12 protein-coding genes are annotated in these 16647 nt (G+C 40.4%); 3 read left to right on the top strand and 9 right to left on the bottom strand.

All coding sequences use genetic code 11. The features are described from left to right. Positions 1 to 69: 69 nt before the first annotated feature. From GJ691_RS12630 to GJ691_RS12615, 4 genes are all read right to left on the bottom strand, one after another. The gene (locus GJ691_RS12630; protein ID WP_154367422.1) at positions 70 to 1626 is read right to left on the bottom strand and encodes a tetratricopeptide repeat protein; all 1557 of its coding nucleotides are present in this window, start codon (positions 1624 to 1626) and stop codon (positions 70 to 72) included. 159 nt (positions 1627 to 1785) lie between these two features. Beyond that, positions 1786 to 2844: an OmpA family protein gene (locus GJ691_RS12625; RefSeq protein WP_154367420.1), complete on the bottom strand. Its 1059-nt coding sequence runs from the start codon at positions 2842 to 2844 to the stop codon at positions 1786 to 1788. Positions 2845 to 3021: 177 nt separating this feature from the next. After that, positions 3022 to 4770: a TonB-dependent receptor gene (locus GJ691_RS12620; RefSeq protein WP_154367418.1), complete on the bottom strand. Its 1749-nt coding sequence runs from the start codon at positions 4768 to 4770 to the stop codon at positions 3022 to 3024. Positions 4771 to 4791: 21 nt separating this feature from the next. Beyond that, positions 4792 to 7815, bottom strand: coding sequence for a tetratricopeptide repeat protein (locus GJ691_RS12615; RefSeq protein WP_154367416.1), 3024 nt, complete (start codon positions 7813 to 7815; stop codon positions 4792 to 4794). A gap of 273 nt (positions 7816 to 8088) precedes the next feature. Between GJ691_RS12615 and GJ691_RS12610 the strand changes: the two genes are divergently transcribed. Beyond that, positions 8089 to 8772, top strand: coding sequence for a cell division ATP-binding protein FtsE (locus tag GJ691_RS12610; RefSeq protein WP_154367414.1), 684 nt, complete (start codon positions 8089 to 8091; stop codon positions 8770 to 8772). Positions 8773 to 8800: 28 nt separating this feature from the next. On the opposite strand, the gene GJ691_RS12605 is transcribed toward GJ691_RS12610, so the two are convergent. Beyond that, positions 8801 to 9994 (bottom strand): exo-beta-N-acetylmuramidase NamZ family protein, encoded by a 1194-nt coding sequence (locus tag GJ691_RS12605; RefSeq protein ID WP_154367412.1) that lies wholly within the window; start codon positions 9992 to 9994, stop codon positions 8801 to 8803. Positions 9995 to 10262: 268 nt separating this feature from the next. Between GJ691_RS12605 and GJ691_RS12600 the strand changes: the two genes are divergently transcribed. Both GJ691_RS12600 and GJ691_RS12595 read left to right on the top strand, forming a co-directional pair. Further along, positions 10263 to 11771: a ComEC/Rec2 family competence protein gene (locus GJ691_RS12600; protein WP_154367396.1), complete on the top strand. Its 1509-nt coding sequence runs from the start codon at positions 10263 to 10265 to the stop codon at positions 11769 to 11771. A 2-nt stretch (positions 11772 to 11773) separates the two neighbouring features. Beyond that, on the top strand, positions 11774 to 12196 hold the full coding sequence (locus GJ691_RS12595) for a hypothetical protein (protein ID WP_179955119.1): 423 nt from the start codon (positions 11774 to 11776) through the stop codon (positions 12194 to 12196). Between the two features lie 10 nt (positions 12197 to 12206). Here GJ691_RS12595 and GJ691_RS12590 read toward each other — a convergent pair whose 3' ends face one another. From GJ691_RS12590 to GJ691_RS12575, 4 genes are read right to left on the bottom strand one after another with little or no spacing between them, the layout of a single operon-like run. Continuing rightward, positions 12207 to 13268, bottom strand: coding sequence for a mandelate racemase/muconate lactonizing enzyme family protein (locus GJ691_RS12590; RefSeq protein ID WP_154367394.1), 1062 nt, complete (start codon positions 13266 to 13268; stop codon positions 12207 to 12209). After that, positions 13268 to 14068: a creatininase family protein gene (locus GJ691_RS12585; protein WP_154367392.1), complete on the bottom strand. Its 801-nt coding sequence runs from the start codon at positions 14066 to 14068 to the stop codon at positions 13268 to 13270. Before GJ691_RS12585 ends, GJ691_RS12590 begins: the two co-directional genes overlap by 1 nt. Positions 14069 to 14070: 2 nt before the next feature. Next, positions 14071 to 15576: a hypothetical protein gene (locus GJ691_RS12580; RefSeq protein ID WP_154367390.1), complete on the bottom strand. Its 1506-nt coding sequence runs from the start codon at positions 15574 to 15576 to the stop codon at positions 14071 to 14073. Beyond that, positions 15573 to 16646, bottom strand: a complete 1074-nt coding sequence (locus tag GJ691_RS12575) for an N-acetyltransferase DgcN family protein (RefSeq protein ID WP_154367388.1) — start codon at positions 16644 to 16646, stop codon at positions 15573 to 15575. The genes GJ691_RS12580 and GJ691_RS12575 overlap by 4 nt, the downstream gene beginning before the upstream one ends. Between the last annotated feature and the right edge of the window lies 1 nt (position 16647).

The following is a 16647-nucleotide window of genomic DNA, read 5'->3' as shown; positions in this document are numbered from 1 at the left end:
TGATTTATATCACCCGAAAGGATGATTTAAAGGTGTAAGCATCAAGTAAATAAGGGGATACTGAACAAATTATACGATAGCGACCTTCTTCATGGCCTGAACCCTGTTTTTTACATCCAATTTTGAATAGATATGTTGAATATGTGTTTTAACCGTGTTTTTTGAAACAAATAATTGCTCCGCTATTTCATCATTATTAAAACCATCGGAGATCAACTGAAGTACTTCTATCTCTCTTTTGGATAGATCGAATTGATCCAAGTTCGATATCCATTCATTTTCATCTTCGTCACTTTTAGATTGCATTTGTGCACGTAGATCGTTTATTTGCCCCATATATTTTTTAAGCTCAATATTTTTCCTTTCCAAATCCAACGCCCGGTTTTTGCGCAATAAATTAATGAACACCAATAAAAGTGATATAATCAAGGCACTGACGATAGTACCTATCCATAATGAAAGTGACCTTCTTCTGGTCTTTTCCAAACTCAATTTATTCGCTTCTGCCAAATTTTTGATCTGAGCATCTTTCTTTGCACTTTCATATTGTATTTGCGCGGCGATCATATTCTTCTTTGATACCACATTCACTATACTATCATGGTATTTAGTAGCTTTTTTATACGCCTGTAGGGCCTCTTTGTAATTATTGGTTTTCGTATGGTAAGTTGCCAACGCATCATAGCCCAACTCAATATTCTGTCGAGATTGTATTTTTAAGGCATTTTGCAATCCGGCATTAATAAATTCCAATGCTTGGGGATATTCTTCTGTGAAGGTTTTATTTATTCCGATATTAATTTGGGTGTTGCTTAAATATCTTGTGTTATTGAATTTTTTCAATAACGGAATCGCCTTCTCATAGTTTCTGGTAGATTCCTTGAAATTTCCTTCTTTTTGGGATAACAGGCCCTGATAATTATTTATCAAAGCTACTCCTTCTTTCCTTGGGTGGTCAACGGCAAGCTTCAAGGCCCTATTGAAATAAACCCGGGCTGAATCGAATTTTTTCAGATTAAGATACACCTCCCCTATATTGGCAAAAGCATACTCTTGACCCCTAAAATTATCGCTTTCCCTTTCAATCATCAAGGCCCTTTTGAAAATGGGAAGCGCTTGATCGTATTCTTCAGTATCTAAAAAAACATTGCCTATACCGCTCAGTGCTATAGCGATGCTTTTGTCATCATTTGTTGCTTCTGAAAGCCGTAAAGCATTTAAGTAATTATCGTAAGCCTCACTCTCTAAATTCAATTTTCTATAAGATACCCCTATACTGTTCAGGCATTTGATCTTTGACAAGGTATCCGTACTTTTCTCAAAATAACTCAATGCACGTTTGTGATACGTAATAGACTGAATATAATCATGCTCATACCGTGCCGTGATACCCAATCTATTGTAGCATTTACCTATTCCATTTATATAAAATATGGATTCGGATATGAGCAGGGCTTCGTCTAGAATATCTTTTCGTATAGCACCCTGATAGATGGAAGTTTTATATAGTTCGATTAGTTTCTCGACCTTCAAGGTATCATTTACCTGACTTTTCAGTACACTGAACTCGTTGGAAATATCGACAAGGGATTTGCTATTCTGGCCATATGATTTTCCTAGAAGCAAAAACCAGAATACTAAAACAAAAAGGAAATCTTTAAAACGAATTAACGACAATGGTAAACTACATTTTAAGGTGTAACCAAAGTTAACGAATTAACATTTGTTTCTTTGGGTTTTTTTTAACATTTGTTACATAAAAGAGGTAGCCCCCAAGATGACAATTTACTTTCTTTCAGTGATTATGAACTCTACCCTTCGGTTCTGTTTTCTTCCATCTTCAGATGCATTACTGACAATGGGTTTGGCTCCACCATGGCCCTGCCATAAAATGCGGTTTTCTGCGAGCCCTAAGGCAATTAAATACGCTGCAACTGCTTTTGCCCTAGATTCTGACAAGGTTAGATTGTATTCTTCTGAACCAATAGAATCGGTGTGCCCATGAATTTGGATATCCAAAGTGGGATCCAGTTGTAAGACATCATAAATATGTTCTATTTCTTTAGAGGATTCCGGCAATAACCCTGCTTTATCAAAATGAAAGAAAACATTTTCAAAGACATGGTTTTGATCCAATGTGATTTTCCCTTTTTCCGGTACATTCACAATAGTCCTCGGCTTTTCGGCAAAATCGGTTTTTTCGGCCGACTCCAATAATACCATATCAATATAATAGTATGCCCCTTGTTTGGCATTTCGTTTGGTTTTGAACAATCGGGTGCGCTTATTGTTCTTGAAATTCCCGAAAGTCAGGAACCGCTCATTACCTTTTGCCACGAATTGGGAATGGACCAAGATCCAATCCTTGGTATCATCCAAAAAGTTCGAATACCCTATTTCCATGTAGTGATATTCATTTTCGGTGTCTTTGTACAAATGCATTTTTGAAAGCTCTTTCCGAATGGGAAAATCCAACTTGTTCTTTGAAAAAAGAAGTCCGAATTCCTTTATGGCAAAATCTGATCGTTCAGCAAGACTTACATAAAATGAGATCTTATATTTTTTCCCTTTTTTAAGAGGTTGTAATAACCCAGCTTGAATATACTCCCGATAATCCCCCGGCGCATACAGATACAACCCCGCATACCCTATACCGAAATCTGCGGGCTGTGAACCGTTAAAATTTTCGGGGGTTCCCATTGCGGTACTACAACCATTGAAATAATCAGTGGAACCGGTTGTCGGGGTAGACCAACCTTCAACATCTTCATTAAAACTGCCCAATATCTGAGGGCAACCAACATGCGCCTCAAAACTAGGATTTACGATCAGGTTTTGAGTCATGCCCAAAGCCACGCAAAAGATGCATGCTACCCAAGAGATATGTTTTTGAAAGGGAGACAATAGAAATACCACTATTTACGACACCTCTAAAGTAGTAAATTCTTACGTATTACATCATTTTGACACGGGTTGCAAATGACCGTTTATCGATTATCAAAGAGCTGTGCTCCCCAACTCTCAAAAATCGAATTTATAGGTGGCACCCCCAAGAATCTGAAATCCCTGAACGGCAAAATTCGCCCATTTTTGATAGTCATTATTGGTCAGGTTCGCCCCTTTTACAAAAAAGGACAATTGTTCGTTAACTCGATACCCTACATGGGCATTGGCATCAAAATAACTATCCAAGGTTATTAAAGTAGCATTGATCTCCCCTGGTATTGGGTTTTGAATGGCAACTGTTGAGAAATCTTCCCGCTCGCCCACAAAAAACAGATTTACACCCATATACCATTTTTCATCAATCTGATAATCCATGAACAAAGATCCTTTTAGCTCTGGAAGGTTCCAAGCCGGATTGTCCGTTTCGGTGTCATAATCATATACTTCGGCATTTACGCCCAGTGTAAAATTTCGATTTACATCAACATTCAGTTCTGCGAACAAACCTATGGTTTTTATATCATCATAAAACAATTGGAAAGAGTTGCCGTAATAATACCCTTTTTCATCATCCCTAAAACTGTTTTCTGGATTCAAAATGAACAATGGGGTCCGATTTTCAGCAGTATACGATCCTTTCACATTATAACTTAAGTTGGGCAATAACTGCCCCTTGAATCCGACATAGGCATTATATTGCGAATCGGTTGGTTGAATGGCCAAGGTTGGCGACACGTAAGGGTTCTCTTCTACAAAACCATAATATGAATTTTGTTTCAACTCCCCTTTCACCCCTCCGTAGACAATAACATTGTCCTCTAACAAGCGATATGATGCGGCAACTGCCGGATAGATATAAAAGTTGTTTTCACTTGCTTCCATATCCATACCATAGACAATGTTCAGACCCAAATCTACCGTAAGATCATCCCTGAGCATACGTATTGTAGGGTTTACCCCTAACTGGAAATTACTATAATCTATTCCCTGCTCGTTATTGGTATCATCTACATCGGCATTGGCAAAACTACCGCCAACATAATCGAGTTTTACATTAATACCCAAAACTTCTTCCCCAACAGGTAATTCAAGACCGCCACCAACGATAAACCTATTTTCCCCGGATTCAACAGCATCCCAGAAACGTCTATATTTAATATCGGCATTTTTAAAATAGGAGTCTTCCACGTTTACATAAGCACCGACCTCACCCATAAAGTAATTCTGTTTTGAATCTATATCATTTATGGTTTCAGCATCATAGGTGTCTTCCGGTAATCCGTACCAATTGTACATTTGATGTTGTAGACCAACATCGGCGCCCCAATTAAGGTCACGATCCCTTTTTGAGTAAGAAGCATCAATTTCAGTGTTCGCATACTTACTGTCCAGATCAACATTATCTATATTGGCCAAAGATGAATAATGATCAAAACCTACATCCAGTCTTTCATCCCTATTGATTGCCCTACTGGTGTAAAATTTGGCCATTAGGTTGCCTGGGTTCCCAAGACCTGCCGAAGCATAAGAATTATATAGTTCAGGAGGAGGTAATTTCTGTACCGCCGAAGCCTTCCCTTTTGCAGGAGTAAAAGTGGAAGCCACAGGTACCGAAAATATTCTGTATTCTATTTCCTTTTTCTGAAGCACGATCGAATCGTTAAGATTGGGAACGGATTTAATCTTAAATGCATCGGATATGGTGGGTGAATACGCCTTGGTCACCGTAACCGTTTCCGTGCCGATATTATCTTCCTCTTCTTGGGCCAGGACCATTTGGGAAAGCCCTAAAAATATAATGATCAAATATAAATGCTTAAACATAATGTGTTCTTTATAGGGATATTAATTTCCGTTGGGGTCTACTGATGAGTTTCGCTGGGCTTCCTTGGATTTAATAATGGCCAACTCCCCTTTTGCCTCAGCAACGATTTCCGGATATTGACTAAAATTAGTGATTACACTTTCGAGAATATAAGTGGCTTGGTACGCATCATCCAAAGCATAAAAATTCTTGGCCATAAGCACAAGACCTTTACCTCCCCATTCTTTATAGCTCGAAAAATCCTTGGCCAATTTCTGCACCGAAGTGTTGGAAGCTTCATGTTTTCCTGCCTCATTCTTAAAATAAGCATCATAATAAAGAGCCTCTGCGGCAGTCTCACCACTGGCAATTTTCAATACTTCGGCATAGGCAGTTTCCGCCTTGGCCATATCATTGGTCTGAACGGCAGAACGGGCGATCATAATATGGGCATCACTTCTTATACGATCATCGATACTTGAGGTAGCCAAAACTTTTTGGGCATACGCCAATGTTTGTGCGTAATTACCTTGTTCGTAATACCCTTTCATCAAGTTAGATTGGGCAAAGGTCCTATTCTGTTGAATATCGGCCTGTTCTTCCAATCGCTGTAAATAAGGCAATGCGTTATTATAATCGTTCTTGCCAATGTAAATCTCACAAACCCTTGTAAGCGCTTGTTCCGTATACTCGCTACCACCTAAATCGGCAACTTTCTTAAAATATGGCAATGCCTTATCCCTTTCATCTTTGGCGAAATATAATTGGGCCAAATTAAAGTTGGCTTTGACGGCATGCATTCCATTCGGGAATTGTTTTAAATAACTTTCATACCCCCTAATGGCCGCATTGGTATTGCCCTCCATATGCTGTTTATCGGCAGATTCAAAACTTGCATTGTCCAATTCGGTATCGGTAACCTCAACAAAATCCAAATCACGTACCCATGCCGCATATTCGTCAACACGTCCCAAATCAACGTACACCAATTTGGCGGTTGCCACGGCTTGGATGGCCTCTTGGGTATTGGGAAAATCACGAACTACCTGCTTAAATTCCTCCAATGCCTTTTCATTTCTGTTGGCATTGTAATGAACCAATCCTTGCCGCATAATAGCTTGGGGCACCAATGAACTTCCCTTATAGCCTTCGATAAGACGGTCATAAGTGATCAACCCCTTATTTTCCTGACCTGCGGAAATGTACGAATTACCCAGTTCAAAAAGGGCATCATCCTTTAAAGTGGATTTTGGATATTTTGAGACAAATTTATCCAGCTCCTCGATTTTCGATTCACTCTTACCCACGAAGCCATAGCTCAGGGCTTTTTGGAATGCAGCGTAATCCTTTTCAGGACCGGTAAGTGCCAATGACTTATTATATGTTTCTATAGCCGGCCAATATTTACTGGTCACAAAATAGCTGTCGCCCAATCGCAGATAAGCATCATTCAGTTTATCTTGATCGGTTACACCAGATTTGGAAAAAGCATCAAAGTATGTAATGGCATTGGTATAATCCTTCAATTTAAAATAAGTGTACCCCAAATTATAATCCACATCCTTTGACTCCTCAGTTAGTGAGGCATTGGAATTCTCTTTAAAATCCTTGAAATTGGACAAGGCCTCATCAAAACGGTTCATTACATACAATGATTCCGCATTCCAGTAATTTGCCCTTGCTTTAAATAACGCGTCCTGGGCACTTGACAAGGACTTACTGAAATTCTCATGGGCAGCCGCATAATCCCCATCTATGAACAATTCAACCCCACGATAAAAGGCCACCTTTTGATAGGTTGTCTTACTAGCGTAGTTTTTATTCTTTTCAAGGAGTTCCATAGCACCTTCAAAGTTCTTCGAGGTAATATAGGAATCTACCAACAAGCCTTGCATTTCCTGAGTGTGGGCATCATTGGGATATTTCTCCAAATAATCCAATATTACTTTTGGAACCGGCTCATAGGCATTACCTATTTCATAGCTTAAACGAGCATAATTCAAATAGGCATCCTTTTGTATTTCTTGGGAAAAGTCCATTTGGGAAGCATTTCGAAACGCATTCAAGGCTTCCTGTTTCTTATCCAATTTTAAATAACATTCCGCCAAATGGTAATAGGCGTTTTGGGAAACACTATTGGTACCACCTATAATTTTATTGAATTGCTGAATGGCATTGGCGAAATCACCTTGCTTGTAAAAACAATATCCCAACAAGTAATAATCCGTATTGTTCCATTTTCCCCTTTTTCCTTTATACGCTTCCAAATAGGGAATGGCGTTAGCATATTGCCCTAAATTAAAGTAACTCTCCCCAATGATCTTATTGAGTTCGGAAACCTCATTCCTATCCGATTTGGGCAATTGTTTTTTGGCCAAGGCAATGGCCTCTTCAAATTTTCCCAGTTTAAAATTCATATCGGCCTGGTAGTACGATAATTTCTCATCTAACAATTCTGGATCGGTGATTTGGTCAAAACGTTCATTGGCCCCTTCATAATCATCCTGTTGATAGGCGATATACCCAAGGTAATATTTCGCTTGGGAACCATAAACCGGTGAACTGACCACCTTGTTCAGATAGCTTTCGGCCTGTTTGCCCTTTCCGGAAGAAAATAATGAATATCCATAATTGAAATTGAACTGGTCCATCTCCTTTCGAGACAAGGCACTTTGATCCACTTTATTGTACCATTTTAAGGCATACGGATATTTACCGGTTTCAAAATAATAGTCGGCAACATCGGAATAGGCCGAATTACGTTTAGTCGAAGTCGGGTACGTTGCCACAAAATCTTCCATTAGGCGGTCGGCACCCAATTGGTTCAGCCTTACCGCGGCATTTGCAGCATAATAAGCACTGTTCGCTTCGGTCTCATAATCTTTAGTAGATAGTTTAACCTTCTCGAAAATAGTCTGGGCTGCTTGGTACTGCTCATTATTGTACAGTGCCAGGGCATCTTGGTAGTCTTTTTGTTCGTGGGTGTAGATTTTGGTTTCTTGGGCGGTTCCCAAGTAAAACATTCCCATGAAAATGGGAATAAAAACGGTGATTCTTTTCAGCATAGTGTTCTAACTATTTTAAAAAATTCCGTGATGGAATTCAATAACTCCTTATACGAATTTCGCCTTGCCGGCAACAACTTTTAAGATATACTCAAACAAAAAAGAATTTCTTGTTACGAAATTCCGTATTCTTATCGTCTAAAGACAATAACGGCAAATATTATACCTAAGTATAACCTTAACATAAATGTAACAAGGACAAAGTAAAATATTTTACTTGGGGCTCCTTTGATTTCATCCAGAACTTATTACTTTTATATCAACAAAGTTACTATGTCAGAATCAATTTTAGCATTAAAAGATGTCGGAGTTTTCCAAAAGGAAAATATGGTATTGAACGAGATTAGCCTCGACATTAAAAAAGGTGAGTTCGTCTACTTGATCGGAAAGACCGGAAGTGGAAAAAGTAGCTTTATGAAAACCCTGTACGGGGATCTTCCCCTTCGACATGGGGAAGGGAATATCGTTGGTTTTGACCTTAAGACCCTAAAAGAAAAGGACATACCTTTCTTACGAAGGAAACTGGGAATCGTTTTCCAGGATTTTAAATTGTTGCCGGATAGGAATATCAACAACAACTTACAATTTGTACTCAAGGCCACCGGCTGGAAAGACCAGGCCAAGATGGACACGCAAATTACAGAAGTGCTGGACAAGGTCGGTATGAAAACCAAAGGATTCAAATTTCCTCACGAACTATCCGGGGGGGAACAACAACGTATTGCCATTGCTCGTGCCTTATTGAACGACCCCGAGCTTATTTTGGCCGATGAGCCAACAGGTAACCTTGATCCCCAAACCAGTGTGGAAGTGATGAAGGTTCTTCAGGAAATCAACAAATCGGGACGCACCATTTTAATGGCCACCCATGATTATGCCTTGATCTTGAAATACCCTTCAAAAACGCTCAAATGTGACGGCAGCAAAGTCTTTGAAGTGGTTCAAAACGCTGTATAACTGACCAGAAACACCCTGCTATTTCAAATTACGACCAATAGATTTGAATGGCACGAAACTTGGGTTCGTAGTCACTGTAATTTTCCAAGGACCCTAGCATTTGCAGGCTTCCTTTCTGCTCAACCCAACACCTTAATCTATCCGTCCCGTTAATGATATCAATGGGCATATTCGTATAATCATATTCGTACGGTGGTTGCAACCATTTAAAATCCCCTTCCATAAGATGGTATAACTCCCGCAACAACCATTGACCAACACGCCAAGGCTGAAAAACGTTTCTATCGGTTACATGAATTTGAAATCCACCACAGACGCTATCAGCATGTTTATTGAATGTCGGCAAAAAGGTTATCGGTCTTATGGCAACACCTTTTAATCCCGACTTTTCCAAAGCTTGCTTCAAATGCCGATCATACCAACCAAAAGGTTCTATTGATGGATGACCCACCAACTCCAAGGATTGTGTAGTCCCCCTTCCCTCGCTAAGTTGGGTACCCTCAAAAAGGACAATCCCAGGAAAAGTCATGGCACTTTCATATCTGGATAAATTTGGTGAAGGCAATAACCACGATAAACCCGTATCTTCAAAATACATGTTCCGTTCCCAGTTACGCATTTTTATCACTCTATAATTCATTGGTTTATCGGCCCAGTACTTTTGATGCATTAGCCCAACTTCCCCAATGGTCATTCCATGCCGTACCGGAATAGGGTGCCGGCCAATGAAGGAAGCGTATTTGGGATCCAGAACATTGCCTTCCAAAGTTATGCCGTTCAATGGATTTGGCCGATCCAAAACAATGACCTCAATATCCTTGTCGATACACTTTTCCAATAAAAGCGTCAAAGAGTATATGTAGGTATACATACGGCAACCCACATCTTGTAGGTCTACAAAAAAATGATCTATACCATTGAGCATTTCATCGGTTGGGACACGAGTTTCCGAGTAAAGTGAATATACCGGAAACTTAAAATGTGGGTGTACATAGTGGTCCGTTTCGATCATATTATCCTGTGCATCCGTAGAAAAGCCATGTTGCGGACCGAATAGCTTAATGAACCTGGATCCGAACAATTCTTTAAAGCGTACTGCCGCAGGTACAAAACCCTTGTCGACCGAGGCATTATGACAAAGTAACGCTACGTTTCCTTTGAATTCCTTTTGAAGATGGAAATCATTACATAAAACATCCAACCCTGTAGCTACCTTGACCATTTCTTTAAAATTTCAATCGATACTGTAATTGATAAAACAAGGCTTTAAAAACCTCTCTTCTTCTTTTATAAAATTACGGATTTAAAAGAAAGGAAGGGTTTCAAAATGAAAAGTAAGAGCCTTTTTGGAAGGTTCCAAAAAATTCAATTATCCACAAAACCAAAATCATGTAAAACTGGTCCACACCTACAAAAATCAGGTAACTTCTTACAATAAAACCTTTTACCGACCTAATTATTCAATAACTTTAAGAAAAACCATAAAAGTTATGCCTCGATTTGAATATACAGGGTTTAAATATGCCCAATATCCTTTTGCATACCTCTATAAAGATGACAATGGAAATAAGGGCGAAAAAAAGATACACCAGATCATCTTTGGGGATTGGGTCGGTATTCTTAAACCCGAAAAGACCAATGGCGATTATTTATTCGTTCGCGTACGTGGGGAAAATGGTTGGATGCATAAAGACGACCTTCGCGATGACCGTGTTCTGGAAATTGTTTTCTTGGATGTTGGCCAAGGTGATGGGGCATTGGTCGTAACCCCGGATGATGAACATATCATAATCGATGCCGGATTGGGCGACAATATGTGGCGCTTTCTCAAATGGCGTTACAATGAATTCAAAACTGAATGGACTTTTAAATACGCGATTGCCAGTCACCCTGATCAGGACCATTATGGGGGCTATCATTTTCTGGCAGGCGAACCCAATGTGTTCTTCAATGAATTTTTACATAATGGGTTACTCGAATATCAAAAAAACATTAAACCTTCGTACTTCGGGGAAACGGAAAAAACAGATCGTACGTACTACACAGAACTGTTCGATAGCAAACAAAAAGTCATCGATTATCTAGCCCATGAACCCAATTGGAAGCATCCTTCCGGCAACGAACAATGGGATAAGAATTACGCCAAGCTTCTAAAGCGCATGTTAGACAACAACAAAATCAATGGGGAAATCCGCATGCTCAGTGAAGCTGATAAATATCTTGATGGGTTTGAAAAGGACAAAACACTTAATATACAAGTCCTTGGACCGGTGACCGAAACGGTCAACGGTAAAAAGGCATTGCGTTCCTTAGGGAATAAGGGCAAAACCAAAAACGGACATTCCATTGTCTTTAAACTGAATTATAAGGACATCAATATCTTTCTTGGTGGTGACCTGAACATCAAGGCCGAAGAGTTTTTAATGGAAAAACATACGGGAATGAAATTGGACTTCAACTCTGCCACGGAGGAAAACGAATTCATTGAAAATGCGCGTCGTTTTTTCGAGACCGACGTTTCAAAAGCCTGCCATCATGGTAGTGCGGATTTCACCAGTTTGTTCCTTAGATGCTTAAACTCAGTGGCCACGGTAATATCTAGCGGTGATGAAGAACAACACTCCCACCCCAGACCGGATACCTTGGGTGCCATAGGTGTAAACGGGCGAGGGGACAGGCCTTTGATCTTTAGTACGGAGTTGGCCCGATCACACAGGGAAGATGAAAGAAAAACCCTTTCAGAAATCAATGAACTAGAAATTAAATTGGCAACCGCGACCACAAATGCCCGAAGACTTAAACTCATCGACCAAATCCAAGAAAAGAACGAAAAGCTTAAGGAACGTAACGTCACGGTATACGGCTCAATAAATCTCCGCACCGATGGGGAACGGTGTATCATTGCCCAGAAGTTGGAAAAAGGTGGCGGAAGCAAAGTTTGGGATATTTATAAATTGGAAAAAAACAATATGGGACGTTTCAAATACGTTCCTAAATAATTATGATAAAAAAACAAAAAGACGCCCGACCCGATAAGAAAGTAAGTCCGTTAATAGGACTATTACTATTCTGTATCTCAATCATTTTAATGCTCGTTACCGGCCCACTGGGTTTCATTTATGGGATTTTCCATTCTTTATTCACTCAAGGATTTTCAGGTATTGGGGAATTCCTTTTGAAAATCGCCATATCAATAGACCAGTTGGGAAATGTAATGATGCAGCATTTATTGAACCAACTTTGGATTAAAAAAGCAGGTTATCGATTTGGTAATCGGGATGAAACCATTTCCAGCGTACTCGGAAAGAACAAACAAAGTGATACATTGACCGGTTTCGGAAAAGCCATTGATAAGATCTTGGATATCATTGACCCCAATCATTCCTTGAATTCCATTGATTATTACGTGGAACCGAACCATTAAGAAAATGGCATTAAAAATCTATCACACCTAAACCTGGTCTATCAGTTGGGTACAACACCCCTTTCTCAAGGCGAAATATATCCTTATAAGGGTCTGAAACCAGCTCTAAATGTCCGTCAAGATCCGCATACTTCACATTTTGTCTCGACAAAGCAAAATGTAAACCTGCCGCTATACCGAGTCCACATTCATCAATACACCCGACCATGGCCTCCAACCGTGCCGCTTTGGCAACGGAATCAATGTGGGTTCCGACCATAATACCCCCTACTTTCTGCAGTTTTATATTCACCATATCCACCCGTTCATTCTGTGCCAAACGAAAAGCGTCGGTCAAAGTCTTTAAGCTTTCGTCAGCCATCACAGGAATATGCACCTGATCTGTAACCTGTCCCAAACGCTCTTCCACTTCCTGCTTGGTAGGTTGTTCAAAGATCTCTATTCCTATATCCTTTGTGGCCTTTACAAAAGCGACCGAATCCTTTACCGAGTACCCCTGATTCCCATCAAAACGAAGGGCAATCTGCGGAAATTTTTCATGGATTTTGGTCATTTTATCAATATCATCCTGAAGGTTGTCCCCTCCCTTTACCTTTAAGATTGTAAAACCTTGCTGCACATATTCCCGTGCATGCCTTAAGGTCTCTTCCACAGGCAAAATACCAATGGTAATACTTGTGGCAATACTATTGCGATATCCTCCCAAAAATTTATACAAAGGCACTTCGGCCTTTTTGGAAATCAAATCGTACAACGCCATATCTACCATGGCCAATGCAGAAGATCGCTTACCCAGCAATTGCTTTAACTCCATCAATACAAAAGCATAGGAAAAAGGATCTTTACCAACTAAATATGGAGCTATTATGGTGGTAATGGCATGTTCAACATCCTTAGGGTTCTCTCCTGTCACCACCAAATCGGGTGCGGCACAACCAAAGCCCAGCCATTTGCCATCGGTCTCCAATTTCAGGATAAAATTGGTCGTCTTGCTAATGGTCTCGTAGGCAATGGTATAAGGCACGGATAAATCAATATCCAACCGTTCGTATGAAACCGCCGTGATTCTCATCAATATCTTTTTTGATACAATTCGTCCAATGGGGTATTCTTGATCGATTCAACAAAACGCACCATATTCTTGATCATGACCTCCCACATTTTCTCTCCTTTCTCCTTTGATGCTTTTGTGGCATCTCCCATGATTCCACTTTCAGAGATCTTATCGGTACGTACATACCAGCTTATACTACGGTCATCATCAAAATCGAGGTAATCGCTACCGAATTTAAGGGTCGATTCCAAGGCTTTATCCATTTGCACCATTTCTGGACGTATGGCCAAGGTGGTACTTGTTTCAATTTCCCCTGCATGGGCATCGTTAGGGGTCTCTACCATACCCGCCAAATCCACATCACTGGTTTCGCCGGTATCCACACCCACGAAAATCTTTGCATCGCGGTTGATCATTTGGGCGGCATAGCTTAAGGTCGGGGCGTTATCCCCATGGCCGTTTAGAATAATTATCTTCTTTACGCCGTTCTTCGCCAAACTCATTCCCAAATCGTAAACGAATTTGGACAAGGCATCATTTGTTACGCTCAACGTTCCCTTAAAACCATCATGATGGTAAGATACGCCAAAGGGTATAGGAGGCAACACCAAAGGTTTAGGGTCTTTACAGGCCTCGGCCACTTTAAAGGCCATGTATTTGGCATCAAAGTAATCTACATCCAATGGTAAATGTGGGCCATGTTGTTCAATGGCCCCACAGGGTAGGATAACTGTATCAACCGTTTTTAAATAAGCTTCAATTTCTGGCCAGGTAAATTCTTCCCATAAAAAACCGGACCTTTTATTATTTGTCTTCATTGTTATTTTGTTAGAAAATAAGGGGTTTCATAATCCTCATTTTGCAAGGTGAAGGTATGCCATTTTCTATCACGCAAGCGCACTGTCCCATCAGAATATTGTGCTAAAATTTTAAAGAGCGGTTTTCGGATATACACAGGCAGGTCACTCATCATACTTCGCTCATTATCAAAGCGTAACTTCACGATTTCAGGATGCTCCTTGGCTAATTTCAACGTGTGGTCGGTTTTCTCGACCAACCCTTTCCCCATCAATAGGTAATACAAGTGGGAGGCATCGCTACCGATTTGTTTTATACTCCGGGCCGACAATGCTTTTAAGCCTTTTTCAATCTGGTCCTCAGTGTACCCACATCGTTTGGGATCTTCATCCAATGCCTTCAACATTCCCACTATACGCCTACACTTTTCACAGTTACCGCAGGGCATCATTCTACCATTTTCCTCATGGGCCGCATGGCAAGACACTTGATGGGTCTGCAGTTCGGGATATCGTTTTACCAACACTTTCAAGATCAATAGTTCCGAGGTGCTTCTTAAAATTGAATATTGATACAGGTCCCAACCCTTCTTTTTATAATATCTCGTAAGTGCATTGTCAAAATATTTACTTTGATCGTACAGGGAATTATAGTGGGATAATCCCTCATGGTTTCCCTTGACCGTAGTATCATATTCGTTCCCGATAAGTACGTTCCCGATATTACGTTTTCGCACGATTGGGAGCGTTCCAAAAAGAAAAACAGCGACGGTCCATAAACGAATGGGATAGATATCGGCCCTGATGTTCTGGAAGTTCTCTTTGATGAAGGGCATTTGTTTCACCATCCAATTAAAGATACGATCGCTATTACACCAAGGTTTTGCCGTATTGGGTTCAATTTCTTTATAGTATTTGTGTGAATTTATTGCGGTAAACCAATGCCTGCCGGATTCATTAATGAAAATTGGATGGGCTTCACCGATTTCCTTTATAATACCGTAAGTCAAAAGACTATCCTTGCCCCCACTACTTAGAATCGCATATTTATTTTTATCCGTTTCATTGATTCTCCCTTCAACCTTCAAATGGGCATATTCGGTATTTATGAATTCGATTTTTGCAGCGGTATACCGCTTTAATTTCTCGACCTTCAAACTATCAAAGGGTGGTTTTAAAAATTCATTTTTATGGTAGAATTTATTCACCAATATTTCCCTAGAGGTGTTCTCCATCATATCTCTCAGGAAGCTTTTATCGGTATCGTCGAACAAACCATCAAATTGAATGGTTTCGAAAAAGAGTCCATAATTCAACGCGACCTGTGCCAACATCATGGAGGCCAAGTTAACGTCCTCGGCATTCTTCCTATCAAAATACACTTGGTCATAGGAATAAATCAATTCATTCGAAACTTGGGAACCATCTTCCTTATCAAGGGTATAAACCGCTTTAACCCTTTTGGGCTCAACAGCAATGTGATGAACCGAAAGCTTGGGAAAAACAACAAGAGACCTTATCGATGTCATTTTAAATGTTCCTTTAATAATGAAATAAGGGGTTCCGCACTGAACCTAAGCACATCGAAAGCCGGCAATTTGGTCTCCAAGGTAATGTTCTTGCAGGCTTCCAAAATTTCCTCGTCACTTTCCATCAACTCGTGGTTAACGGTTACTGCAATTACTTTTTTACCGGAAATAACTTCCACGGCATTGATCTGTTCTTTTAGGGAATGCAGTTTATAGCCTGGAAAACCATCGTACTCCACCCTTTTTGGGGCATGTTGCATGATCACAAAGTCGGGACGCCCGGCAGCCAATATCTCGAATCCGCCAGGATATGCGGGATTCATAAGACTCCCCTGCCCTTCGATCACAATCACATCCGGATTTTCATTTTCATACGCACTAACGACAGCATGTTCAATTTCGCCAGAAACAAAATCGTTGATACAACTATCCATGACCATACTGTACTTAGCACCCTGCATCCACGCTGTTTGCCCCGTACCGACCATTTCTGCCTTGAGGCCTGCATTGCGGAAAGCATGTACAATGATCCATGCCGTGGTACGCTTGCCCAACGCGGAATCGGTACCCAAGATGGCCAGTTTTAAGCAATCGACCTTTTCAATATCTCCAGTGAAAAAATGAAGCTTATCCCTGTCCGGAGTTTTTCTTACATCACGGATCCTACTCCCTTTCTCTTTCGCCAATGCTACCATTTTGGGGTCATTGGTCAAAAAATCGTGCAATCCGCTATCTACGTTCCACCCCATTCGTAATGCCTTTTTAATCGTTCCTTTTGCTTCAAAAGGCAAACGCCCCCCATCAGGTGCCAAACCTATCACCAGTGTTAAAGGGGTATTATCTGTGGAAAGTTCCGCAACGGCCTCATCCATATTCCCGAAAATGGGAATACCGTTCGCTTTTCCATCTAAAACAAGACCAGCATCTTTCCCAGCATATTTTGTATCCAAGACGCCGATTACTTCATAACGTTCCGTAAAGCGCACCAAACCATGGGCAGTTTTGCCATTTGGGGTATTAAAAGCATCTTCGCAATATACCAGTGCCTTACCATCAATTGTTTTTTTCATG

The sequence above is a fragment of the Maribacter luteus genome, from assembly GCF_009674825.1.
Taxonomy (GTDB): Bacteria; Bacteroidota; Bacteroidia; order Flavobacteriales; family Flavobacteriaceae; genus Maribacter_A; species Maribacter_A luteus.
Note: the sequence above shows the minus strand (reverse complement) of the source record. Positions and strands in the feature narration are given on the sequence as shown.